The sequence below is a fragment of the Streptomyces sp. Ag109_G2-15 genome, from assembly GCF_900215565.1.
GTDB lineage: Bacteria > Actinomycetota > Actinomycetes > Streptomycetales > Streptomycetaceae > Streptomyces > Streptomyces diastatochromogenes.
In genome coordinates this window covers 1-23,198 of the sequence record NZ_OCNI01000001.1, presented here as the reverse complement: position 1 = coordinate 23,198, position 23,198 = coordinate 1, and the positions used below count along the sequence as shown (strand labels likewise).

The window sequence follows — 23,198 nt, the reverse complement described above, 5'->3', positions numbered from 1 at the left end:
ATGCTGGCCCATGAGCGCCTGGCAGAACTGATCGAACTGAAGTCGCTGACCCGTCAGGGTTCCGACCCGCAAGCGACCGAGCGTCAGCATGCCAAGGGCAAGCTGACCGCCCACGAACGTATCGAACTGCTTCTGGACGACGGCACGTTCCAGGAGATCGAGACCCTGCGGCGGCACCGGTCGACCGCGTTCGGCATGGAACGGCGCCGACCGCACTCCGACGGTGTGGTCACCGGATGGGGAAAGGTGCACGGACGCACGGTGTTCGTGTACGCGCACGACTTCCGCATCTTCGGCGGCGCGCTGGGTGAGGCCCACGCCGCCAAGATCCACAAGCTGATGGATCTCGCCGAGGCCGCGGGGGCACCACTGGTGTCCCTCAATGACGGTGCCGGCGCGCGGATCCAGGAAGGCGTCACCGCACTGGCGGGCTACGGCGGGATCTTCCAGCGCAACACCCGCAACTCGGGGGTGATCCCGCAGATCAGCGTGATGCTCGGTCCCTGCGCGGGCGGTGCGGCGTATTCGCCCGCGCTCACCGACTTCGTCTTCATGGTCCGCGAGACCTCGCAGATGTTCATCACCGGACCCGATGTCGTGCAGGCCGTGACCGGCGAACAGGTGTCCATGGACGGTCTGGGCGGTGCCGACGTCCACGGCGGCACCTCCGGCGTCGCCGGCTTCGTCTACGACGACGAGGAGAGCTGCCTGGAGGAGGTCCGGTACCTGCTCTCGCTGCTGCCGCAGAACAACCGGGAGCTGCCGCCGGTCGAGTCGAGCGCCGACCCGGCCGACCGCCCCAACGACTCCCTGCTGCACCTGGTCCCCAGCGACCCGAACCAGGCGTACGACATGCGCGAGGTGATCCAGGAGATCGTCGACAACGGCGAGTTCTTCGAGGTTCACGAGCTGTGGGCGACGAACATCGTGTGCGCGCTGGCACGCCTGGACGGACATGTGGTCGGTGTCGTCGCCAACCAGCCGGCCTCGGTGGCCGGGGTCCTGGACATCCACGCGTCGGAGAAGGCGGCACGCTTCGTCTCCACATGTGACGCCTTCAACATCCCGCTGGTCACCCTGGTCGACGTGCCCGGCTTCCTACCGGGCGTCGACCAGGAGCACAACGGCATCATCCGGCACGGAGCCAAACTGCTGTACGCGTACTGCAACGCCACCGTGCCCCGGGTGCAGCTGATCGTGCGCAAGGCCTACGGCGGCGCCTACATCGTCATGGACTCCCGTTCGATCGGCGCGGACATCTCCCTGGCGTGGCCCAGCAACGAGATCGCGGTGATGGGCGCCGAGGGTGCCGCCAACGTGATCTTCCGGCGGGAGATCGCCTCCGCGGACGACCCCGAGAGCGTGCGCAGGCAGAAGATCAAGGAGTACAAGACGGAGCTGATGCATCCGTACTACGCGGCTGAGCGTGGCCTGGTCGACGACGTGATCGACCCGCGCGACACCCGGCAGGTACTGATCCGGTCGCTGGACATGCTCCGTTCCAAGCATGCCGACCTCCCGTCCCGCAAGCATGGCAACCCCCCGGTGTAAGGAGCGGTGATGAACGATCTGTTGGTGGTGCGCGGCGATCCCAGCCAGGAGGACCTGGCCGCCCTCCTCGCGGTGCTGCTCGCCAGGCAGCAGTCCGGCGGGACGGCGGGGCCCGGGGGAGACGCGGACGGGACGGCCGGGCCGCGGCGCCGGGCCGGCTGGGCCCGGGGCCGGCGGTCCGCTCACCTGCCGGCCGGTTCCTGGCAGCACGTGTGACGAGGAACCATCCATCAGTCCATGGCCTGTGGGGCCACCCGACAACTTACGGAAGACGCATGCGCAAGGTGTTGATCGCCAACCGTGGCGAAATCGCTGTCCGCGTTGCCCGGGCCTGCCGGGACGCCGGGATCGCGAGCGTGGCCGTGTACGCCGACCCGGACCGGGACGCTCTGCATGTCCGCGCCGCGGATGAGGCGTTCGCCCTGGGTGGTGACACCCCCGCCACCAGCTATCTGGACATCGAGAAGGTCCTGAACGCCGCGCGCGAGTCCGGCGCGGACGCCGTCCACCCGGGCTACGGCTTCCTCTCGGAGAACGCCGAGTTCGCGCAGGCGGTCCTGGACGCCGGTCTGGTCTGGATCGGGCCGCCCCCGCAGGCCATCCGGGACCTGGGTGACAAGGTCGCCGCCCGCCACATCGCCCAGCGTGCCGGCGCGCCTCTGGTGGCCGGTACCCCGGACCCGGTGAGCGGTGCGGAGGAGGTCGTGGCGTTCGCCGAGCAGCACGGTCTGCCCATCGCCATCAAGGCCGCCTTCGGCGGTGGCGGCCGCGGCCTGAAGGTCGCCCGCACCCTCGAGGAGGTCCCGGAGCTGTACGAGTCGGCGGTCCGTGAGGCGGTCGCCGCCTTCGGCCGCGGTGAGTGCTTCGTCGAGCGCTATCTGGACCGTCCGCGCCATGTGGAGACCCAGTGCCTGGCCGACAAGCACGGCAACGTGGTCGTGGTCTCCACCCGTGACTGCTCGCTGCAGCGCCGCCATCAGAAGCTGGTCGAGGAGGCCCCGGCGCCGTTCCTCTCCGACGAGCAGGTCGCCGAGCTGTACCGCGCCTCGAAGGCCATCTTGAAGGAGGCCTCCTACGAGGGCGCCGGCACCTGTGAGTTCCTGGTCGGCCAGGACGGCACCATCTCCTTCCTGGAGGTGAACACGCGTCTTCAGGTGGAGCACCCGGTCACCGAGGAGGTCGCCGGCATCGACCTGGTCCGCGAGATGTTCCGGATCGCCGACGGCGAGGAGCTGGGCTATGACGACCCGGCGCTGCGCGGGCACTCGTTCGAGTTCCGGATCAACGGCGAGGACCCGGGCCGCAACTTCCTGCCGGCCCCCGGCACGGTCACCAGGTTCGCCCCGCCGTCCGGCCCCGGCGTCCGTCTGGACGCGGGCGTGGAGTCCGGCTCGGTCATCGGCCCGGCCTGGGACTCGCTGCTCGCCAAGCTGATCGTCACCGGCCGCACCCGCGAGGAGGCCCTGGAGCGGGCCGCCCGCGCCCTGGAGGAGTTCCAGGTCGAGGGCATGGCGACGGCGATCCCGTTCCACCGCGCGGTGGTCAGGGACCCGGCGTTCGCCCCGGAGCTGACCGGCTCCGCCGAGCCCTTCACGGTCCACACCCGCTGGATCGAGACCGAGTTCGTCAACGAGATCAAGCCGTTCGCCACCCCGGCCGAGGCCGAGGCGGAGGAGGAGACGGGCCGCGAGACGGTCGTCGTCGAGGTCGGCGGCAAGCGCCTGGAGGTCTCCCTCCCGGCCTCCCTGGGCATGTCCCTGGCCCGCACCGGCCTCGCGGCGGGCGCCAAGCCGAAGCGCCGCGCGGCCAAGAAGTCCGGCCCGGTGGCCTCCGGCGACACCCTCGCCTCCCCGATGCAGGGCACGATCGTGAAGGTCGCGGTCGAGGAGGGCCAGGAGGTCAAGGAAGGCGACCTGGTCGTCGTCCTGGAAGCCATGAAGATGGAACAGCCCCTCAACGCCCACAAGGCGGGCACCATCAAGGGCCTCGACGCCACGGTGGGCGCCTCCGTCACCTCCGGCGCCGCCCTTTGCGAGATCAAGGACTGAACCGTGGCAGTGAGCAAGAACGTGCGGCGCCTGGATCGGGTGATCATCCGGTTCGCGGGGGACTCGGGTGACGGTATGCAGCTCACCGGTGACCGTTTCACCTCGGAGACCGCGTCTTTCGGTAACGACCTTTCGACCCTGCCGAACTTTCCCGCGGAGATCCGTGCGCCCGCCGGCACCCTGCCCGGCGTCTCCTCGTTCCAGTTGCATTTCGCCGATCACGACATCCTCACCCCGGGCGATGCGCCGAACGTGCTGGTGGCGATGAACCCGGCCGCGTTGAAGGCCAACATCGGCGACCTGCCGCGCGGCGCCGAGATCATCGTGAACACGGACGAGTTCACCAAGCGTGCCCTGCAGAAGGTCGGCTACACCGCCTCCCCGCTGGAGGACGGCTCGCTGGACGGCTACAACCTGCATCCGGTGCCGCTGACCACGCTCACCGTCGAGGCGCTGAAGGAGTTCGATCTCTCCCGCAAGGAGGCCGAGCGCAGTAAGAACATGTTCGCCCTCGGCCTGCTGAGCTGGATGTATCACCGGCCCACGGAGGGCACCGAGAAGTTCCTGCGGACCAAGTTCGCGAAGAAGCCCGAGATCGCGGCCGCCAACATCGCCGCGTTCCGGGCGGGGGTGAACTTCGGTGAGACGACCGAGGACTTCGCGGTCTCCTACGAGGTCGCCCCGGCGACCGAGACCTTCCCGGTGGGGACCTACCGCAACATCACCGGCAACCTCGCCCTCGCCTACGGGCTGATCACGGCGTCCAGGCAGGCGGATCTGCCGCTGTTTTTGGGCTCGTACCCGATCACGCCGGCCTCGGACATCCTGCACGAGCTGAGCCGGCACAAGAACTTCGGTGTGCGCACCTTCCAGGCGGAGGACGAGATCGCGGGGATCGGGGCGGCGCTGGGGGCGGCCTTCGGCGGTTCGCTCGCGGTGACGACGACGTCGGGGCCGGGTGTGTCGCTCAAGAGCGAGACGATCGGTCTGGCGGTCTCCCTGGAGCTGCCGCTGCTGATCGTGGACATCCAGCGCGGCGGCCCCTCGACCGGTCTGCCGACCAAGACCGAGCAGGCGGACCTGCTGCAGGCGATGTTCGGCCGCAACGGCGAGGCCCCGGTCCCGATCATCGCCCCGAGGACGCCGGGCGACTGCTTCGACGCGGCCCTGGAGGCCGCCCGGATCGCGCTGGCCTACCGCACCCCGGTCTTCCTGCTCTCCGACGGTTATCTGGCCAACGGCTCCGAGCCGTGGCGGATCCCGGACCTGGACGAGCTGCCGGACCTGGGCGTGCAGTTCGCGTCCGGCCCGAACCACACGCTGGAGGACGGCACCGAGGTCTTCTGGCCGTACAAGCGGGACCCGCAGACGCTGGCCCGCCCGTGGGCCGTTCCGGGCACGCCGGGCCTGGAGCACCGCATCGGCGGCATCGAGAAGCAGGACGGCACGGGCAACATCTCCTACGACCCGGCCAACCACGAGTTCATGGTCCGCACCCGCCAGGCCAAGATCGACGGCATCGACGTCCCGGACATCGAGGTCGACGACCCGCACGGGGCGAAGACGCTGGTGCTGGGCTGGGGCTCGACGTACGGGCCGATCACGGCCGCGGTACGGCGGCTGCGCAAGGCCGGCGAGTCGATCGCGCAGGCCCATCTGCGCCACCTCAACCCGTTCCCGCGCAATCTCGAAGCGGTGGTCACGTCGTACGACAAGGTGGTGATCCCCGAGATGAACCTCGGCCAGCTCGCCACCCTGATCCGGTCGAGGTACCTGGTCGACGCCCACTCGTACAACCAGGTCAACGGCATGCCGTTCAAGGCGGAACAGCTCGCCGCCGCACTGCGGGAGATCCACCATGAAGACTGAACTCACCTTGTCCGTCAAGGACTTCAAGTCCGACCAGGAGGTGCGCTGGTGCCCGGGCTGCGGTGACTACGCGATCCTGGCCGCCGTCCAGGGCTTCATGCCGGAACTGGGCCTGGCGAAGGAGAACATCGTCTTCGTCTCGGGCATCGGCTGCTCCTCCCGCTTCCCGTACTACATGAACACCTACGGGATGCACTCCATCCACGGCCGCGCCCCCGCGATCGCCACCGGCCTGGCGTCCTCCCGCCGGGACCTGAGCGTGTGGGTGGTCACCGGCGACGGCGACGCCCTGTCCATCGGCGGCAACCACCTGATCCACGCCCTGCGCCGCAACGTCAACCTCAAGATCCTGCTGTTCAACAACCGGATCTACGGCCTGACCAAGGGCCAGTACAGCCCGACCTCCGAGGTCGGCAAGATCACCAAGTCGACACCGATGGGCTCGCTGGACGCGCCGTTCAACCCCGTGTCGCTGGCGATCGGCGCGGAGGCGTCCTTCGTCGCGCGCACGATCGACTCCGACCGCAAGCACCTGACCGAGGTGCTGCGCGCGGCCGCCGACCACCCGGGCACGGCGCTGATCGAGATCTACCAGAACTGCAACATCTTCAACGACGGCGCCTTCGACGCCCTCAAGGACCCCGCCACCCGCGACAGCGCTCTGCTCCGTCTGGAACAGGGCCGGCCCTACCGGCTCGCCCCGGACGGCGAGGAGATCGTCCACGACGCCCACGACCCGGACCCCACCCGCGCCTTCGCTCTCTCCCGCCTGCACCACCCGACCCCCATCGGCGTGTTCCGGGACGTCGAACGGCCGGTTTACGACACCCTCATGGCCGACCAGCTCGACACCGCCGTCGAACAGTACGGCAAGGGCGACCTGGCCGCCCTGCTCGCCGGCGGGGACACCTGGACCGTGTAGGCGCCGAGGAGGCGGACGGGGCGAGGGGGGACGCGAAGTCCCCCCTCGCCCCGTTCACATGGCCGGGGTCTCCGGAGGTGCGCCGGTCACCTCGATCTCGGCGACATCGTCGTAGAACGAGATGTACCCCTTGATCTCGGGGACCGCGTCGATCGGATCGACGTAGGACCACGCCACGTCCGGGTGGCCCTGCGCCGTTCCGTCGGTCCCCTCGTCCCCGCGGAACGACCAGTACGAGGCCTCACCCTTGTAGGGACAGGTGGTGCGGGTGTCCGAGGGTTCGAAGAGCGTCAGGTCCACGTCCTCCGGAGGAAGGTAGTAGCGCACCGGCAGTCCGGTCTCGTAGACCAGCACGGGCCGGTCCGACGAGGAGACCGGACGGCCGTCGATGCGCACCCTCACCGCCTGTGTACCGCGGACGGCCACCACGCGGTGGCCGGGCTGTGCTGTGGGCATGGGATTCCTCGGTCTCAGCAGGCGTCGGTGATGGCCTGGTAGGCGGCGTCGGACAGCTGGATCGAGGTGCTCCGGACGTTCTCCTCCAGGTGCTCGACCGACGAGGTGCCGGGAATCGGGAGAAGGGCCGGCGAGTGGCGCAGCAGCCAGGCGAGGGCGAGTTGTGCCGGGGTGGCGTCGTGGTCCTGGAGCACCGCCTCCAGCGGGCTGCCGGGCCCGGCGAGCTGCCCCGTGGCGAGGGGGAACCAGGGGATGAAGACGAGGCCGTGCTGCTCGGCGTAGCGCAGCACGTCCTCCGACTTGCGCTCCGCCACGTTGTAGAGGTTCTGCACCGAGACGATCGGGGTGATCGCCCTGGCCTTCTCCAGCTCCTCCACCGTCACCTCGGACAGCCCGATGTGCCGGACCTTGCCTTCGTTGCGGAGTTCGGCCAGCTCGCCGACCTGGTCCTCCAGCGGCACCGCGGGGTCGATGCGGTGCAACTGGAGCAGGTCGATGGTCTCCAGGCCGAGGTGACGCAGGTTCAGCTCGGTCTGCTGGCGCAGGTATTCGGGGCGTCCCACCGGGCGCCAGTCGTCGGGGCCGGGGCGGGTGAGACCGACCTTGGTGGCGATGACCAGGTCGTCGGCGTAGGGGTGCAGCGCGTCCTTGATGATCCGGTCGCTGCTGAACGGGCCGTAGGCGTCGGCCGTGTCGATGAAGTTCACGCCCAGCTCCACGGCGCGGCGGACCACGCGGACCGCCTCGTCGGGGTCGGCCGGCTCGCCCCAGAAGCCCGGGCCGGTGAGTCGCATGGCCCCGTATCCCAGCCGGTTGACGGTCAGATCATCCCCCAGTCGGAGGGTGCCGCCTGCGGCGGCGGGGGCGGTGGTGGGACCAGTGCTCATCGGCGTAAGCCTTTCAGCAGGACTGTCACGGACAGTCATGGGGAAAAATGCAAGCGATCGCTCCCTGAACAGCGTTCACGAACTACACCCAGCGTGTCAATTGAATGCTGTAAAAAACCAGAGTGGACCACTTATGTTTCAACACTGCTAAGATGCAGAGCATGGGACAGGTGACTCAAAGCCGGAGGACGCGTCTTCGCGAGGCCACGACGGCGGAAATCAAAGCCACAGCTCTCAAGCACATGGCCTCCAGTGGGACAGCCGCGATCTCGCTGCGTGCCATCGCCCGTGACATGGGTATGACTGCCGGTGCGATCTACAGCTACTTCGACACCCGGGACAACCTCGTCAGCGTGCTGATCGCGGACGTCTACAGCAGCCTCGCCTCCGCCCTGGAGGCCGCCATCGAGGAGTGCCCCAAGGACGACGCGGCCGCGCAGGTGATGGCGTTCGGCCAGACCTACCGCAACTGGGCCGTCGCCAACCCGGAGGAGTTCCGGCTGGTGTACGGCGACGCGGCGCCCGACTACCAGCCGCCGGAGGGCGGTGCGGCGGCGGAGGCGGAGCACCGCTCCTGCGCGGTGCTCACCGGGATCGTCGCCGCCGCCTGGCCCAAGGCCCAGCACCTGTACATCGGCAGTGACCACACCTGGTCGGACTTCGCCCCCGAGTTCGCCGAGCTGATCCGCCAGTCGTTCCCCGATCTGCCGCCGGCGGCGGTGGCCCTCTCGCTGCGGGTCTGGGGCCGCATGCACGGCCTTGTCTCCCTCGAGGTCTACGGCCACCTGAACCCTCAGGTGCGCGACCCGGAGAAGCTGTACCGCGCCGAACTGGCCGACCTGTCCAGGTCGTTGGGGCACGTCGCGGTCGGCGACCCTCAGGTCGCCGTCGCGGGCTGAGCCGCCGGACGGCCGGGGGCGCGTCGCCCGCGCGACGCGCCCCCGGCCGTTCCGCGTGTGGTCAGGCCTCGTTGCGGAGTCGGGGCAGCCCTTCGGTCAGCCAACGGGTGCTGATCCCGGCGTAGTCGGGTTCCGTGACCATGCCGAGCCGTCGCCAGTGGTCGGCGAGACGATGCCGGGCCGAGGCGCAGTACACGTCCGCGAGCCGCTGACCGTCCTGCTCGCCGTCGTCGCCGGACTGCTCGGTCCCGGCCCTGGCGAGGACCGCGTACATCGCGAACAGTTCCGCCGCGACACGGCCGAGCAGGATCACTGTGTGCTCCTGTTCGAAGAGATCCTCCTGCCGGGGATGGCTGCGGGTCAGTTCACGGCAGACCTCGTGGAACCGCAGCACCTGCTCCCGTACCGCGGCCAGATGAGCCGCGTTCGCCCCGGACAGGCGGTCCTCGTCCGTGTGTTCCGCACCGAGTCCGCGGGCGAGGGCCCCGGACTCGTCCTCGGCCCTCGTGGCGAACCAGGTCAGCAGGCGTCGAGCGGCCTGGCTGTCCAGCTGGAAGTCCACGTTGCCGGCGATGCGCAGTCCCCGGGCGTCCCTGAGCCTGCGCTCCAGTGGCACGGGGACCGCACCGCGGCGCAGCTTGCTCGGCAGCGTCTCGATGCCCTCCGCGCCGTACAGGGAGACCGTCCGGTCCACGATCCGCCAGCAGGTGCGCACCGCCAGGTTCTTGGCCGTCAGCCTCTCGAACCAGCGGTCCTCCGGCCCCGAGCCGAGGAGACTCCACTGGGTGACGCTCTCCATGGCGTACACCTCGGCCAGGGTCTCGCCGAGCATCCGCTGGATCTCGTCGTACTCGCTCAGCGCCCGGCCGTTGATCCTGCGCCGGGTGACGAACTCGCCCGACCAGCGACGGCACAGCTTGGCGATGGCCACAGCCGGAGCCGCGGTGAAGTACAGCTGGCCGATGAGGACGGCCGAGGCCATCCGGTCGGGGAAACGCGCGTCCTCCGGATCGCTCCGCACCACGTACTCGGCCGGCACCTCCAGGCCGTCGAAGCGCAGTGCTCCGTTGGGCAGGCCCCGGCTGCCCGTGAACTCGATGCGCGAGGTCACCTCGAAGCCGGCGGCGGACGTGTCCACGAAGCAGATGCACAACCTCCGCCCCTCCTCGGTGTGTTCGGTCGCCGCGACCGGCAGCAGGTTCGCCACCGGACCGTGACCCGTGAACACCTTCTCGCCCCTGAGGACGTAGACCGAGCCGTCGGCGGACCGGGTGGCGGTCGTGCCGGGCCAGGCGTTGTTCTGGCCGGCGGGCTCGGTCAGTCCGAAGCCCGAGACCGCTCCGCCGGCGAGTTGCTTGGTGACGAACTCCCGCAGCGAACCCGGCGGCAGCGCGGGAAGCAGCGCGGGTGCGCCGACGCCCGCCTGGATCGCCAGCATCTGGCCCGCGGGCATGCAGTGGCCGGCGGCGTGCTCGATGGCACGGAAGGCGTTGTACGCCGACAGGTCCAGGCCGCCGATCTCCATGCCCAGGCGCAGCTTCAGGTACCCGCTCGCGCGCAGGTCGTCGAGGAACCCCTCCGGCAGCGTGCCGGTGAGGTCCACCTGGTCGGGGTCGAGCCGGTCGCGCAGGAACGCCGTCAGCTCGGCCACGGCCGCGTCGCCCTCCGCCCGGTCCGAGGCGCTCTGCACCGGGTACCGGAACAGGTCCTGGCTGAGGCGTCCCGAGTACAGGGCATCGACGAAGCTCAGGGCCGCGGTGGTCACGCGTCCTCCGCGGGGACCAGCTCCACGGGAACGTCGAGCAGCACGGTGTGCTTGTTGTTGGGCGCCCACGTCTCCGGTGCCGTCAGCCGGATCTCCTCGACCCGGTCGAGCAGAGCCTCCAGCGCCAGCTGGATCTCGAGCCGGCCGAAGGCGTCGCCGAGGCAGTAGTGCACGCCGTGACCGAAGGAGAGGTGCGGATTGGGGTCGCGCCGGATGTCGAAACGGTCCGGGTCCGGGAACACCGCCTCGTCGCGATTGGCGGCGGGCCACCAGAGCGTCACCTTCTCGCCGGCCCGCATGCGCTGACCGTGCATTTCCACATCCCGGGTGAGGGTGCGCCGGTTGTAGGGATTCGCCGGAAGCCAGCGCAGGACTTCCTCGACCGCGGTGGGCAGCAGCGACCGGTCCTTCCGCAGCTCCCGCCACTGGTCGGGATTCCGGGCGAAAGCCAGCAGGCCGCCGGCGATGGTGTTGCGGGGCTGCTCGAAACCGCTGACCAGCATCACGCTCGCATTGGCCTCCCGCTCCATTTCGGTGAGGGGCGGCTGACCGGAGTCCGGGGGCAATTCCCCGCTCGCGAGCACCGTGCCCAGATCGTCGGCCGGGTGCGCGCGTTTCATTTCGAGCAGTGTGGTGAAGTAACCGCGCAGGCTCGCGTAAACGGCCCGCGACTCGTCGTCCACCTTTCCGGTCCTGCGGTGGGTGAATCCGAGGACCGTGTGCACCCATTCGGTGAGCTTTTGCCAGTCCTCGCGCGGTACGCCGAGCAGCAGCGCCACGGAACGCAGCGAGAAGGGCTCCGAGAAGTCGTCGACGAGATTGCCGGTACCGCGCCCGACCAGATCGTCGGCGAGGGCGGCGGCGACCGCCCGCAGTTCGGGCTCCAGCGCAGACACCGCCCGGCCGACGGCCGGGCCGAGCAGATGCTTGAAGACCTCGTGCCGGGGGTTGTCCATCATGGCGAGCACGGTGCCCGTGAGGCCGCCGCCGAAAGGCAGGTCCTCCAGGTGGGAGCCGCCTCCGGCCCGGCCGCCGCCGCCCTGCGAGGAGAAGACCGGGTCCACCGACGCGGCCGCGATGTCGGCATGCCGGGTCAGCACCCAGAAACCCTCGCCGTCCGGCAGCGTGCCGGCAGGGTGGTACAGCGCGGGTGCTTCACGCCGGAGCCTGGCGAACAGGTCGTACGGAATTCCCTCGGCAAATCTTGAATGATCTGTCAGGTCGAATCCGCCGAGGATCTCCGGGTATTCCGTGACCGTTCCCGTGCGGCTTTCCTTTTCCATACGGAACCTCATGTCAACGAGTGCCAAATGCGATATCCTGCGAGTTTCCCGGCGAAGCTATCGGCAGGTCACCCCTACTGCCAACCCCAGATTTCACCCGGGCACCCCCTAACGTCCGGGCTCCGTGAGAGGGGTTGGCCATAGGGGGTGAGAGTCAGTAGTTTCCAGATCCTAGGAAAACGACTCTCAGGGAAGTGGGATGTGGATATGAGCGAGGCGGCGACGGGAAAAATTCCCGATGTCATCACGTACAACCCGGAAGTCGCTCGGCAGACGCTTCCCTTCGATCCGTTCGACTCTGATTTCCATGCCGATCCGTTTCCGTACTACCGGAAGATCCGGGAGGAGTCCGGCTCGGCCTTCCGCACCACGGGCGGGGTCGTAGCCGTGTTCGGCTACGAGGAGGCCGCGGCGGTCATGAAGGACCACCGGTTCGGCTGGGGGGTCAACCCGATGGTGGCCGACCAGTTCGTGGAGAACCCCGCGAGCGGCGAGTCCGGTCGCATCCTCATGTTCATGGACCCGCCGGACCACACGCGCATCCGCGGTCTGGTGTCCAAGGCGTTCACGCCGAAGATGATGAACCTGCTGCGCCCGAAGGCCGCGCAGTACGCACGGGAGCTGCTGGCCAAGGCGGTCGAGGAGAGCCCCGACGGCCGTGTGGACCTGCAGGAGGTGCTGTCCCGTCCGCTGCCGGGCAAGGTCCTCAGCGACATGATGGACATCCCCGAGCACTACCACCCGCTCTTCTTCGCCAACACGATGGAGAGCGGCCGGGGCCTCGACCCGGGCTTCACGCTCACCGAGGACCAGAAGGCCGGCCGCAACGCCGCCCGTGACGTCTTCATCAACGCGGGCATCGAGCTGGTCGCCGCCCGGCGCGCCGAGCCGGGCGATGACCTGATCAGCGAACTGACCAGGGCCGAGCAGGAGGGCGACCGGCTGTCCGAGTGGGAGCTGGCCATGCTCCTGATGAACCTGCTCGCAGCGGGCTTCGGCGCGACGGCCGCCCTGATCGGCAACCAGGTCTACAACCTGCTGAGTCATCCGGAGCAGGTGGAGTGGCTGCGCTCGCACCCGGACCACGTGCCCTCGGCGGTCGAGGAACTGCTGCGCTACGACAGCACCCTGGCCATGGTGACGCGGACGGCTCTGGAGGACGCCGACGTGGCCGGCATCCCGGTGCGGGCCGGCGAGTACGTCGTCGTGATGATGGCCGCCGCCAACCGTGACCCTGCCGCCTTCGACGACCCCGAGCGGCTGGACGTCAGCCGCACCCAGAGCCGCAACCTCGGTTTCGGGCACGGCATTCACTTCTGTGTCGCCGCTCCGGTCGCGCGCATGATCGCGCAGGAGGCGCTGGCCGCCCTCCTCGAGTACGACGTGCGCCTCGACGACGAGCCGGTCGAGCGGTGGCCCGGCGTCTCCCTCCGGGTGATCGGCAAGCTGCCGATCGTCATCGCCCCCTCTGTCTCCGCCTGATCCCCCCTCAAGTGCTCGGCCCCGGACCGCGCTTGCGGACCGGGGTCGAGCGCCGTTCGCTTGACACTCAACGGTGTGTCAGTAACATCTCCAGTGTTAAGTCTGAACACCGCTCAGCAATCGAACGACATGCAGTGAACGGTCTGCCGTTCTCCTTCTTGCATGCGCTCACTTGCCGCTCAACCCCCGTTTCGCCGGCCGACCCGCGGCCGGGACGATCCTTTGCAGAAGGGCTCACATCCAGTGGAACGTTCCGTAAGTTCGCATCAGCGATCGGGCTTGAGGCTCGCGCTCCTGGCGTTGGCCCAGTTCATCATCGCCGTCGACTACAACATCGTCTTCGTGGCGCTGCCGGACATCGGGAAGGCCCTGGACTTCTCGCCGCAGACCCTGCAGTGGGTCGTCAGCTCCTACGCGGTCGCCTTCGGCGGCTTCCTGCTCTTCGGCGGTCGCGCCGCCGACCGTCTGGGCGCCCGCCGCGTCTTCGTCACCGCGCTCGTCCTCTTCGGCGCCTCGGCCCTGGTCGGCGGCCTCGCCGGCTCGGCGGAGGTGCTGGTCGCGGCCCGCGCCGTGCAGGGTCTGGGCGGTGCGCTGCTCTTCCCGTCGACGCTCACCCTGATCGTCACCAGCTTCGAGGAGGGACCGGCCCGTAACCGGGCCCTCGCGGTCTGGGGTGCCACCGGCAGCGGTGGTCTCGCCGCGGGCGCGCTGCTCGGCGGTGTGCTCACCCAGAGCCTCGGCTGGGAGTGGGTCTTCTTCTTCATGGTGCCGCTGGCCGCCGTCGCGCTGCTCGGCGTGCCCAGCCTGCTCGCTCCCGACGCCCCGCGTACCGGCCCCCGCCAGGGCTTCGACGTCCCAGGCGCCCTGGTGGTCACCGTCGGTGCCACGCTCGTGGTCTTCGGTCTGGTCAGCGGCCCCGAGTCCGGCTGGACCACCCCCCGCGTGCTCGGCTCGCTGATCGCCGGTCTGCTGCTGATCGCCTCGTTCTTCGCCATCGAGGCCAAGACCAGCGCCCCGCTGGCACCGCTGCGGATGTTCCGCAACCGCAGCCTCATCACCTCGATGATGGTGGCGTTCCTGCACATGAGCGCCCTGAGCGGCGGCTACTACCTGTTCACCACCTACATCCAGAACATCCTCGACTACAACGCCCTGGAGGCCGGCCTGGCCTTCCTGCCGCTGGGTGTGCTGGCGATGCTGGCCGGCGGCAAGATCGCCGCCTCCATGCTGAACAAGACGGGTCTGCGCGGGACGCTCTCGCTCGGCATGCTCATCTACGGCATCGGCATGGGCGCCATGGCGCTCGGCATGGTCACCGGCGGCAGCTATTGGGCGGTGCTGCCCGGAGTCGCCATCTACGGCTTCGGCGGCGGTCTCGCCTTCACCTCGATCTTCGCCACCGCCGGTGCCGGGGTAGACCCGGCCGAGCAGGGCGTGGCCTCGGCGCTCGCCTCCACCGCCCAGCAGATCGGTGCCGCCGTCGGTCTGGCCGTCATCCTGGTCATCGCCAACTCCGGCCTGGACCTGTCCGCCGGCGCGCCGGCCCCGAGTGACGCCGACGTCGTCGACGGTCTCCGCACGGCCGGCTGGGTCACCGCGGCGGCCGCGCTGCTCGGTGCCCTGGCCGCCCTGAACCTGAAGAAGGCTCCCGCCCAGCAGCCGGCCGTCCCGGCTGCGGAGGAGGCCGAGGCGCCCGTCTCCCGCTGACGCGGCGACCACACCACGAGGTGCCGCCCGGACACCTCGTCATCGACTCGGGACCTGTGGCCGGGAATCCCCCGTACCGGCCGCGGGTCCCGACCCTTTTCCGCTCGTGTGCCACTGGAAGGGCCGCTCCCGCCTGCGACGCAGGCGGGAGCGGCCCTGTGGTCGTCGTGCCGGGACGTCAGCCGCGCACGGCCAGCGACAGCGCGAAGCGCCCGGCGCTGTCCGTCCACCACCGCCGCATGTCCAGACCGACGGCGGCGAGTTCCCTGCGGACCCCCTCCTGCCGGAACTTGGCCGAGATCTCGGTGCGGATGTCGTCACCGGCCTCGAAGTGCAGCACGAGATCGAGCGACGGGATCTTGGCCGTCAGCTGCCGGCGGGCCCTCAGCCGCATCTCGATCCACTCGTTCTCCGCGTCCCAGAGCGCGACGTGGTCGAACGCGGACGCGTCGAAGTCGGCGCCCAGCTCCCGGTTGAGGACACCGAGCACGTTCTTGTTGAACTCCGCCGTGACGCCGGCCGCGTCGTCGTACGCCGGGACGAGCACATCCGGGTCCTTGACCAGGTCGGTGCCCAGCAGGAAGGCGTCACCGGGGGAGAGCATGCCGGCGACGGCGCGCAGGAACTCGGCCCGCTCCGCCGGGGGGAGATTGCCGATGGTGCTGCCGAGGAACGCCACCAGGCGTGGCCCCGGAGCAGGGGGAAGCCGCAGTCCGTGTTGGAAGTCGGCGACGAGTGCGTGGACGTGCAGACCGGGGCGTTCGTGCAGCAGCCGGAGGCCGGCCTGCTCCAGGGCGCTCTGACTGACGTCGACCGGGATGTAGGTGTCCAGACCGGTGAGCGCCGCCAGCAGATGCCGGGTCTTCTCCGAGGAGCCGGAGCCCAGCTCGACCAGGGTGCGGGCACCGGTGGCGGCTGCGATGTCGGCGGCCCGGTCCACGAGGATCTCGCGTTCGGCACGGGTGGGGTAGTACTCGGGGAGCCCGGTGATCTCCTCGAAGAGTTCGCTGCCCCGAGCGTCGTAGAGCCACTTGGGGGGCAGGTGCCGGGGATTGCTGCCCAGGCCTTCCAGCACGTCGGCGCGCAGAGCGCCGTCGCGTGCGGTGGCGGGGAGCGTACGGGTCACGGTGAACGAGCTCACGAAAAGGATTCCTCAAGGGGAGCGACGAGTACTTCGGTCGGGGTGGCGCGCAGCAGCGAGCGGTCGGGGACCTCGGCCCACGCGGGGTCGTCGTCGTAGGGTTCCGAGGCGACGACGACCCCGGCTCCGGGGCGGAGCCGGTACCAGAGGGTGTCGCCCCAGGCCGTGGCGGCGAGGGAACGGCCGTTCGTCAGCAGAAAGTTGAGACGCGCCGAAGGGGCCGCCGCCGACAGGGCGGCCACCGTGCCCGCCAACGCCCGGGACATCTCCTCGCCGGCCCGCAGCCGGTGCGCGATCAGCGTCCAGACGAAGGCGGAGTCGTTGTGCGCCTCCATGCCGAGGAGTTCCTCCGCCGGCAGCGCCGAGGCCAGGGACGCCACCGAGGCGGGCCACCCGGGCAGTGCCCCGTTGTGACTGAACAGCCAGCGGTCCCGGACGAAGGGCGCGGCCGCCGCCTCGCCCTCCGGCCCCGGCCGTGTGGCATCGCGGACCGCGGCGAGCAGTGCCCCGGTGCGCACCAGCCGTGCCAGGTCGGCGAACGACCGGTCGGCCCAGATCGGTCCGGAACGCCGGTAGCGCCCCGGTACCGGGTCGCCGTCCGCGTACCAGCCGACGCCGAAGCCGTCGGCGTTCACGGTGCCGTGCCGCTGGTGCCGGGGCGCCCACGACTGGCGTACCAGCCCGTGCTCCGGGGAGAGCAGCAGATCGCCGATGGGCAGGGGGTCACCCACGTAGCCGAGGTGACGGCACATCAGCCCTCCTCGGCGTCTCGGGCGGTGCGGAAGCCGGAGAAGATCTGCCGCCGGATCGGGTAGTCCCAGTTGCGGAAGGTGCCGCGGCAGGCGACCGGGTCGACCGCGAACGAGCCACCGCGCAGTACCTTGTGGTCGGAGCCGAAGAACACCTCGGAGTACTCCCGGTAGGGGAAGGCGGCGAACCCCGGGTAGGGCAGGAAGTCGCTCGCCGTCCACTCCCACACGTCCCCGATGAGCTGCCGTACCCCGAGCGGTGAGGCTCCCTCCGGATAGCTGCCCACCGGTGCCGGGCGCAGATGGCGCTGGCCCAGGTTGGCGTGCCGGTCGGACGGATCGGCGTCGCCCCAGGGGTAGCGCCTCGACCGGCCGGTCGCCGGATCGTGCCGTGCCGCCTTCTCCCACTCCTCCTCCGTGGGCAGGCGCCGCCCGGCCCACCGGGCGTAGGCGTCGGCCTCGTACCAGCTGACGTGCAGGACGGGTTCGCCCGCGGGCACCGGTTCGGTCACGCCGAACCGGCGACGCACCCACTGACCCGCCTCCCGCTGCCAGAACAGCGGGGCGAACAGCTGGTGCCGGCGGACGTACGACCAGCCGTCGGGGGCCCACCAGCGCGGCTCCGTGTAACCGCCGTCCTCGATGAAACGCAGGTACGCGCCGTTGCTGACGGGCGTGGTGTCGATGTGGAAGGACGGAACGTGCCGCACGTGCGCGGGCCGTTCGTTGTCCAGGGCCCAGGGTTCGACGTCCGTCCCCATGCGGAACGGACCGCCGGGAACCAGCACTTGGGCGGGCAGCGCCGACGCGTCGGCGGGCGCCGGCGGGGGAGCTGGGGCCGACAGGGCGGGGGTGCCCCGGCGCAACTGGTGCGTGATGAGCATCGTCTCGTCGTGCTGCTGCTCGTGCTGGGCGACCATGCCGAAGGCGAACCCGGCCTCGGCGAGCGGCCCGCCACCGCTCAGCGGCATCTCCGCCACCACGTCCAGCACCCGCGCGCGGACGTCGCCGACGTAATGGCGCGCCTCCGCCGGCGGCAGCAGCGGCAGTGAGGGCCGCTCCGCCCGGGGATGCTCGAAGGCGTCGTAGACCGAGTCGATGTCCGGGCGCAGCGCCTCCCTCCCGCCGAGCGTGCGCAGCAGCCACTGCTCCTCCTGGTTGCCGATGTGGGCCAGATCCCACACCAGCGGCGACATGAGGGGCGAGTGCTGAGCGGTGAGCTCGGGGTCCGCCACGCAGGAGGTGAGCAGCTCGGTGCGGTCGCGCGCCGTCGTGAGCGCCGTGACCGCGCGCTGCCGCAGCGCCTCCGGGTCGACGTCCCCGCCGGTCTCCTGCGGAACGCGAAGGGTCATGAGCCGATGTCCTTCCTCGGGACGGTGTCGAGCAGGTCGTCGGCGGGGCAGCGGCCCTGGGACACATAGCGGTCGACGAAGGAGACGACAGCCGAGCGCACCGCCGCGGACGCGCCCCTGCGGGCCAGGGCCTCACCGGCCGCGGCGAAACAGGCGACGGCGGCATCGCGGAGCGGTGGGTGGGCCGGACCGTGGCGGGCGGCGGCCCGCCACAGCGGATGGCGCGGGGCACGCTCCGGGGTGTCCGTGTCGCCGACGAGCGGCTGGAGGGCGCGCAGGGCGAGGCCGGCGGCCGTCGGATCGTCCAGGAGCGCGGTGGTCACGGCGAGGGGTACGATCCATCCGTCCTCGCCAGGCTGCGCGTCGATCATGCGCAGTTCGAGGTGACCACGCGGGCGGACCGGCGGGAACAGCGTGGTGAGGTGGTACCGCAGATCGTCCTCCGTGGCGGGTCTGGGACCCCGGCCGCGGAGCCAGTCCCGAAACGTCAGTCCGGCGGGGGCGGTCCAGTCGGTGCCGTCGGCCCTGACGCACAGCACCGGCGCGTCCAAGGCGTAGGAGGCCCAGGCGGTACGGGGGTCCGCGGCGGGCGCGGGCGCGAGGGTGCGTGCGGGGTCGAGCGAGGCCCAGACGCGCTGACGGGTGGACTTCCACCCGGTGGGCCTGCCCCCGGCGAGCGGGGAGTTGGCGAAGGCCGCCACCAGCACGGGTCCCAGGAGATGAGCCAGCCGCCAGCGGAACCGGTAGCCGTGGGGTCCGTCCGTGTCGTCTCCGCTGTCCACGCACACCTGCACGGAGGCGGTGCTGCACATCATGGAGCGTCCCGCGGACCCGAACCTGTCGAAGTAGGTCTCCATCGCCGCGTAGCGAGGTTCGGTCAGTACGCGACGCGGCGCGCGCCACAGGTCGTGCCCGTGACCCGTGAGCACGAGTCCGTGGCCCTTCAGCACGCCTCGCACCAGGGCGAGATCACTGTCCACGACCGTGATGCAGTCGTCCAGCGAGGGGGAGGGCGGAGAGCTGAGTTCGAGCTGACCGCCGGGTTCTGTCGTCACCGTGGACCGGAGGGGAAGGGCACGCACCTCGGCGACAGCCGGGGCGAGCCTTTCGGGGCCCACGGGACAGAGCGGGTCGTCGGGGTCGTGCAGTAACCATTCGAGTTCCACGCCGGTACGCCGCGGGGGACCGTTCTTGAAGCAGATTCCCTGAATCAGCTCCTCGGCCTCCACCTCTTTTATCGGGCGCGCACGTTCTCGCTCGTTCCTCACGGGTACGCAGTTTCCTTCCTGCCGGTCCCCGGCCATCCGGAAGCCGGCCGTCACGATGGCAGATACGCCCTCAACCCTCACCCGGCCGACGCGACCGGGACAAGCACTCACGGACCGATCTGGGGGCGCGGAATACCGGAGTAGGGGCTGATTTCAGGGGTCGGAACAGGGGTTGCGTCATCGGCTGCCGGGTCGGACCGATATACCGGTCCCAGCCAGCGGGTAGGGGTTCCGGACGCTTTGGGACCGTCCTACGCTTCGTCCGTGAAAATGCCGACTGAGAACACGAGCGACTGGCTGCGCCGATTTACTCCGCTTTCGGGCAGCTCGGCGACACTGGTCTGCTTTCCGCACGCAGGAGGTGCGGCGAGCTTGTACGTCCCGCTTTCCCGGGCGCTCGCTCCCGAGGTGGAAGTCGTTGCGGTCCAGTACCCGGGCCGCCAGGACAGGCACCAGGATCCCCCGGCCGAGAGCATCGAGGAGTTGGCGGACGCGGTGTTCGGGGCGCTCGGCCCCGAACTGCCGCGTGACTGCGCGTTCTTCGGCCACAGCATGGGTGCGGTCGTCGCCTTCGAGGTGGCCCGCCGCTACGAGCGGCGGCCGGACACGGCCGGCCCGGTACGGCTCTTCGCGTCGGCCCGCCGGGCACCCTCCCTGCGCCGGGACGACCGGGTCCATCTGCGCGGTGACGCCGGGATCATCGCGGAGCTGCGGCGCCTGAGCGGCACCGACCAGGCCATCCTCGCGGACGAGGAACTGATGGCCATGCTCCTGCCCGCGCTGCGGGCCGACTACAGGGCGATCGAGACGTACCGCCTCGCACCGCAGGACGCCCGGATCGACTGCCCGATCACCGTGCTGGTCGGCGACGCCGATCCGGTCACCACGATCGAGGACGCGACGGCGTGGCGGGCCCATTCCACGAGCGACGTCGACGTGCGCGTCCTTCCGGGCGGCCACTTCTACCTCGACGGACAGTCCGACGCGGTGGCCCGCGAGATCCGTGGGGCTCTCACGCCCTTCCCCGCCGGCCCCGGCCGAGCCTGAACGACGCTTCGGTGCGGGCCTGGAGCGGCAGGCTCCAGGCCCGCACCGCCACCGGCGTACGGCGAAGGCCCGGTCCCGCCGTGGTCACCGCGCCCGGCCGGACCCGCGTCAGGAGGCGCGGCGGGCGTAGTCGCCTCCGTGCAGGGCGAGCGTGAGATCGCTCCGCCGTTTGATCCCCAGCTTCCGGTACACCCGGGTGAGGTGCTGTTCGACGGTGCTCACCGTGACGAAGAGCTTGGCCGCTATCTGCCGGTTGCTGTGACCGCGCACCGCCAGCGCAACCACCCGCATCTCCGCGTCGCTCAGCATGCCGACCAGCTCGTCGCTGCCGCCCACCACGGCGGGCGGCTGCTGTCCGCGCGGTGCCTCCGGAAGCGTACGGGCCGGCAACTGCACGCCGCATTCCTCGGCGAGTTGGCGAGCCCGCAACAGGGCCATCCGGCCCTTGCTGTACTGGCCCGCCTCCTGGTCGCACCGGCCCATCTCGTGGAGCGTGTACGCGAGAACCACCGGGTTGCCGCACTGCTGCGCCGCCTCCAGCGCATGACCGAGCAGCGTGCCGCGCTCCTCCGTGGACGCGGTCGCGGCGAGGACCCGCAGGGTCACCGCGCGTACCTGGTGCTGGCCCTGGCGCACCAGACCCAGCTGCTCCGTGGCCAGTTCCCGCGCCCGCGTGGTGTCGCCGCGCAGCAGATGCACCAGGGCGGCGTCGGTCCGCCAGGGCAGCACCGCGGGAACGTCCATCCGCCAGCGTCCGGCCAGCTCGCCGACCGCGAGGAAGTCGTCCAGGGCCGCCTGCGACTGCCCGTTCCCCAGGAGGGCACGGCCGCGGGCGCGCAGGTAGCGCAGGCCCAGCGGAGTCTGGAACATCGCGTCCGGGGTCGGTACCTGGAGCTGGGCGAGGGCGGCGCCGTACGCGCCCAGGAGGGTGTGGGCCTCGAGCGCGACACTCAGCGGCAGGCCGATCATGATGCCCCAGCTCGCGGTGGGGATCTCGGCCAGGGCCGCCTCGGCAAGGCGTGCGGCCTTGGCCGGGTTGCCGCGCTGGAGAGCCAGCCTGGCCTCCAGGCTGATGAAGAGAGCATGCCAAGCGGATGCCGACTGTTTCCGGGTGACCGAGACGAGCGTGTCGATCCACCGCTCGGCCGACGCGTGGCGGCCGTTGATGAGCAGGATGTCGATCGCGGCGGCGAGGCTCGGTACGGTCTCGTCGGTCAACTGGTGGCTGACCAGCGTCTGTTCCGCGGCCAGGGTGGACGGCGCGTTGGGGCCCACCTGCAGCACGCGGATCAGCTCGCTCAGGACCTGGCTCCGGGAGGACGCCCACCGCGGACCGTCCTCCGCGGGGACCGGGGCGGAGGCGCCGTCGCCGTACACCATTGCCGGATACAGCACGCCGAGCGTGGCGCGGCGGGTCTGAAGGTGCGCGGACGCCTCCACGTCCTGCCTCTGCCAGGCGTGCCGCTCCATCCGCTCCAGGGCGTCGAGTGCCGCCTCGGGACGGCCGAACCAGAGCAGGGCGTCGACCGGGGCCGAGACGTGGCGTCCCGACAGGTGGCCCTCCCGCGCCGCTTCCACGAGCGTCGGTATACGGCGGGCCGCGGTGCGTGGATCGGCTCGCCACTCGGTACGGAAGAGCATCGCCGTCGTGGTGGCGCGGTGCTGCTCGCTGCGGCCGTACTGGTAGGCGATGGACAGGCAGTTCGACGCGAGAGCCGTGTCACCGGTGGCGAGGCCCTCCTCGGCCGCCTCCAGCAGCACGCTCGCCGCGCAGTCGTTGTCGATCCGGCTGGCGGCGACCAGGTGGTGGGCCACCGCGGTCACCGGAGCGCCGTTCTTGAAGAGAAGGGTTCCGGTCCTCGTGTGCAGGGTGGCGCGCTCCTCGGCGGTCATCTCGTGCAGGACGGCCGCGCTGGCCTGCGGATGGCGCCAGGCGCCCTCCCTGAGGAAGCCGGTCTCCTCCAGGACGCCGAGTGTCAGGGAGAGGTGCCGCGGGTCCACATCCGGCAGCCGGGACAACAGCGGGATGTACTCCGGGTCGTCGAGGACGGCCATCTGCCGCGCGACGGTGCGCACATACGGATCGCACCGGTAGAGGCAGTCGAGGATGGCCCGCTCGAAACGGGGGCCGGCATGCAGTGCGAACGGTTCTCCCCGCGCGGCGGTGTCCTCGATCAGTCTGCGCACCAGCAGCGGGTTGCCCCCCGTGACGGCGAGGCAGTCCTCGGCGAGGCGCGAGGCCGCGGATTCGCCGAGCCGCGTGGCCAGCAGGGCGCGCACCCCGCCGCGGGACAGGGGAGGCAGCAGCACCCGGTGGGACATCGGCTCCGGCGGCAGCTCCGCGTTCAGCAGGACGCTGGCGGACTGCGGGGAGGGGTGCTCGCTGAGGACGATCAGCAGGGGGGCCGTACGCCGCCGGCGTGCCAGGGTGGACAGGCACAGCAGGGACGGGGCGTCCGCGTACTGGACGTCGTCGACGCTGATCAGCAGAGGCTGCGAGAGTTCCACGAGATCGTGGAGGACCGTGCCCATCTGGTGGAACAGCTGCGGGGGTATGGCCCCCGGTTCGTGGGGCGGCGCCGAGCCGCCCGAGCCCATGGCCTGGTCCAGCAGGCGGGACACACGGGTGCTGATGTGCTGGGGCAGGTCCACCGCCTGGAACAGCTGGGCCAGTATGCCGAACGGGACGGGCTGCTCGGCACGGGAGGCCGTCGCGGCGACATGGACCACCCCGAGGCGCTTGGCCTGTGCGGCGAACGCGTCGAGAAGTTC

The 23,198-nt window shown here is 70.5% G+C and carries 18 protein-coding genes; 9 read left to right on the top strand and 9 right to left on the bottom strand.

Annotated elements, in window-relative coordinates; translation table 11 throughout:
- Genes CRP49_RS00090 through CRP49_RS00070 form a run of 5 tightly spaced genes read left to right on the top strand, consistent with a single transcriptional unit; the run spans nucleotide 1 to nucleotide 6,390 of the window.
- A complete protein-coding gene (locus tag CRP49_RS00090; protein ID WP_097251559.1) occupies nucleotides 1-1,551 on the top strand; it encodes an acyl-CoA carboxylase subunit beta in 1,551 nt (516 codons plus the stop codon).
- Nucleotides 1,552-1,560: 9 nt separating this feature from the next.
- The gene (locus CRP49_RS00085) at nucleotides 1,561-1,767 is read left to right on the top strand and encodes an acyl-CoA carboxylase epsilon subunit (protein ID WP_097251558.1); all 207 of its coding nucleotides are present in this window, start codon (nucleotides 1,561-1,563) and stop codon (nucleotides 1,765-1,767) included.
- Nucleotides 1,768-1,826: 59 nt separating this feature from the next.
- Complete coding sequence (locus CRP49_RS00080) at nucleotides 1,827-3,599, top strand: biotin carboxylase N-terminal domain-containing protein (protein ID WP_097251557.1); 1,773 nt, start codon at nucleotides 1,827-1,829, stop codon at nucleotides 3,597-3,599.
- 3 nt (nucleotides 3,600-3,602) lie between these two features.
- Nucleotides 3,603-5,468, top strand: coding sequence for a 2-oxoacid:acceptor oxidoreductase subunit alpha (locus CRP49_RS00075; RefSeq protein WP_179851445.1), 1,866 nt, complete (start codon nucleotides 3,603-3,605; stop codon nucleotides 5,466-5,468).
- Nucleotides 5,458-6,390: a 2-oxoacid:ferredoxin oxidoreductase subunit beta gene (locus tag CRP49_RS00070; protein WP_097251556.1), complete on the top strand. Its 933-nt coding sequence runs from the start codon at nucleotides 5,458-5,460 to the stop codon at nucleotides 6,388-6,390. Before CRP49_RS00075 ends, CRP49_RS00070 begins: the two co-directional genes overlap by 11 nt.
- 54 nt (nucleotides 6,391-6,444) lie before the next feature.
- Here CRP49_RS00070 and CRP49_RS00065 read toward each other — a convergent pair whose 3' ends face one another.
- Both CRP49_RS00065 and CRP49_RS00060 read right to left on the bottom strand, forming a co-directional pair.
- Nucleotides 6,445-6,846, bottom strand: a complete 402-nt coding sequence (locus tag CRP49_RS00065) for a DUF427 domain-containing protein (RefSeq protein ID WP_097251555.1) — start codon at nucleotides 6,844-6,846, stop codon at nucleotides 6,445-6,447.
- 14 nt (nucleotides 6,847-6,860) lie between these two features.
- On the bottom strand, nucleotides 6,861-7,733 hold the full coding sequence (locus CRP49_RS00060; RefSeq protein WP_097251554.1) for an aldo/keto reductase: 873 nt from the start codon (nucleotides 7,731-7,733) through the stop codon (nucleotides 6,861-6,863).
- Between the two features lie 152 nt (nucleotides 7,734-7,885).
- On the opposite strand from CRP49_RS00060, the gene CRP49_RS00055 reads away from it, so the two are divergent.
- Nucleotides 7,886-8,632 carry a TetR/AcrR family transcriptional regulator gene (locus tag CRP49_RS00055; RefSeq protein WP_306459679.1) on the top strand — a complete coding sequence of 249 codons (747 nt, stop codon included), beginning with the start codon at nucleotides 7,886-7,888 and terminating at the stop codon, nucleotides 8,630-8,632.
- 61 nt (nucleotides 8,633-8,693) lie between these two features.
- On the opposite strand, the gene CRP49_RS00050 is transcribed toward CRP49_RS00055, so the two are convergent.
- Complete coding sequence (locus CRP49_RS00050) at nucleotides 8,694-10,397, bottom strand: acyl-CoA dehydrogenase family protein (protein ID WP_097251553.1); 1,704 nt, start codon at nucleotides 10,395-10,397, stop codon at nucleotides 8,694-8,696.
- On the bottom strand, nucleotides 10,394-11,680 hold the full coding sequence (locus CRP49_RS00045) for a cytochrome P450 (protein ID WP_097251552.1): 1,287 nt from the start codon (nucleotides 11,678-11,680) through the stop codon (nucleotides 10,394-10,396). Before CRP49_RS00045 ends, CRP49_RS00050 begins: the two co-directional genes overlap by 4 nt.
- A gap of 207 nt (nucleotides 11,681-11,887) precedes the next feature.
- Between CRP49_RS00045 and CRP49_RS00040 the strand changes: the two genes are divergently transcribed.
- Complete coding sequence (locus tag CRP49_RS00040; protein ID WP_097251551.1) at nucleotides 11,888-13,162, top strand: cytochrome P450; 1,275 nt, start codon at nucleotides 11,888-11,890, stop codon at nucleotides 13,160-13,162.
- Between the two features lie 279 nt (nucleotides 13,163-13,441).
- Complete coding sequence (locus tag CRP49_RS00035; protein WP_257033281.1) at nucleotides 13,442-14,869, top strand: MFS transporter; 1,428 nt, start codon at nucleotides 13,442-13,444, stop codon at nucleotides 14,867-14,869.
- 178 nt (nucleotides 14,870-15,047) lie between these two features.
- On the opposite strand, the gene egtD is transcribed toward CRP49_RS00035, so the two are convergent.
- From egtD to egtA, 4 genes are read right to left on the bottom strand one after another with little or no spacing between them, the layout of a single operon-like run.
- Nucleotides 15,048-16,010 carry an L-histidine N(alpha)-methyltransferase gene (gene egtD / locus CRP49_RS00030; RefSeq protein WP_097251549.1) on the bottom strand — a complete coding sequence of 321 codons (963 nt, stop codon included), beginning with the start codon at nucleotides 16,008-16,010 and terminating at the stop codon, nucleotides 15,048-15,050.
- A complete protein-coding gene (gene egtC, locus CRP49_RS00025) occupies nucleotides 16,007-16,762 on the bottom strand; it encodes an ergothioneine biosynthesis protein EgtC (protein WP_097251548.1) in 756 nt (251 codons plus the stop codon). The genes egtD and egtC overlap by 4 nt, the downstream gene beginning before the upstream one ends.
- On the bottom strand, nucleotides 16,762-18,111 hold the full coding sequence (gene egtB, locus CRP49_RS00020; RefSeq protein WP_097251547.1) for an ergothioneine biosynthesis protein EgtB: 1,350 nt from the start codon (nucleotides 18,109-18,111) through the stop codon (nucleotides 16,762-16,764). Before egtB ends, egtC begins: the two co-directional genes overlap by 1 nt.
- Nucleotides 18,108-19,415: an ergothioneine biosynthesis glutamate--cysteine ligase EgtA gene (gene egtA / locus CRP49_RS00015; protein ID WP_097257123.1), complete on the bottom strand. Its 1,308-nt coding sequence runs from the start codon at nucleotides 19,413-19,415 to the stop codon at nucleotides 18,108-18,110. Before egtA ends, egtB begins: the two co-directional genes overlap by 4 nt.
- A 234-nt stretch (nucleotides 19,416-19,649) precedes the next feature.
- Between egtA and CRP49_RS00010 the strand changes: the two genes are divergently transcribed.
- On the top strand, nucleotides 19,650-20,426 hold the full coding sequence (locus CRP49_RS00010; RefSeq protein WP_097251546.1) for a thioesterase II family protein: 777 nt from the start codon (nucleotides 19,650-19,652) through the stop codon (nucleotides 20,424-20,426).
- A gap of 108 nt (nucleotides 20,427-20,534) precedes the next feature.
- Here the strand turns inward: CRP49_RS00010 and CRP49_RS00005 are convergent.
- Nucleotides 20,535-23,198, bottom strand: a 2,664-nt coding sequence (locus CRP49_RS00005; protein WP_097251545.1) for a LuxR family transcriptional regulator, incomplete at its 5' end; no start/stop codon positions are given.

Coding starts and splice junctions, on each gene's coding strand:
- CRP49_RS00065 (WP_097251555.1), bottom strand. CDS start 6,846: ATGCCCACAGCACAGCCCGGCCACCGCGTGGTGGCCGTCCGCGGTACA.
- egtB (WP_097251547.1), bottom strand. CDS start 18,111: ATGACCCTTCGCGTTCCGCAGGAGACCGGCGGGGACGTCGACCCGGAG.
- CRP49_RS00080 (WP_097251557.1), top strand. CDS start 1,827: ATGCGCAAGGTGTTGATCGCCAACCGTGGCGAAATCGCTGTCCGCGTT.
- CRP49_RS00055 (WP_306459679.1), top strand. CDS start 7,886: ATGCAGAGCATGGGACAGGTGACTCAAAGCCGGAGGACGCGTCTTCGC.
- egtC (WP_097251548.1), bottom strand. CDS start 16,762: ATGTGCCGTCACCTCGGCTACGTGGGTGACCCCCTGCCCATCGGCGAT.
- egtA (WP_097257123.1), bottom strand. CDS start 19,415: ATGGCCGGGGACCGGCAGGAAGGAAACTGCGTACCCGTGAGGAACGAG.
- CRP49_RS00010 (WP_097251546.1), top strand. CDS start 19,650: ATGCCGACTGAGAACACGAGCGACTGGCTGCGCCGATTTACTCCGCTT.
- CRP49_RS00060 (WP_097251554.1), bottom strand. CDS start 7,733: ATGAGCACTGGTCCCACCACCGCCCCCGCCGCCGCAGGCGGCACCCTC.
- CRP49_RS00090 (WP_097251559.1), top strand. CDS start 1: ATGCTGGCCCATGAGCGCCTGGCAGAACTGATCGAACTGAAGTCGCTG.
- CRP49_RS00070 (WP_097251556.1), top strand. CDS start 5,458: ATGAAGACTGAACTCACCTTGTCCGTCAAGGACTTCAAGTCCGACCAG.
- CRP49_RS00085 (WP_097251558.1), top strand. CDS start 1,561: ATGAACGATCTGTTGGTGGTGCGCGGCGATCCCAGCCAGGAGGACCTG.
- CRP49_RS00045 (WP_097251552.1), bottom strand. CDS start 11,680: ATGGAAAAGGAAAGCCGCACGGGAACGGTCACGGAATACCCGGAGATC.
- CRP49_RS00040 (WP_097251551.1), top strand. CDS start 11,888: ATGAGCGAGGCGGCGACGGGAAAAATTCCCGATGTCATCACGTACAAC.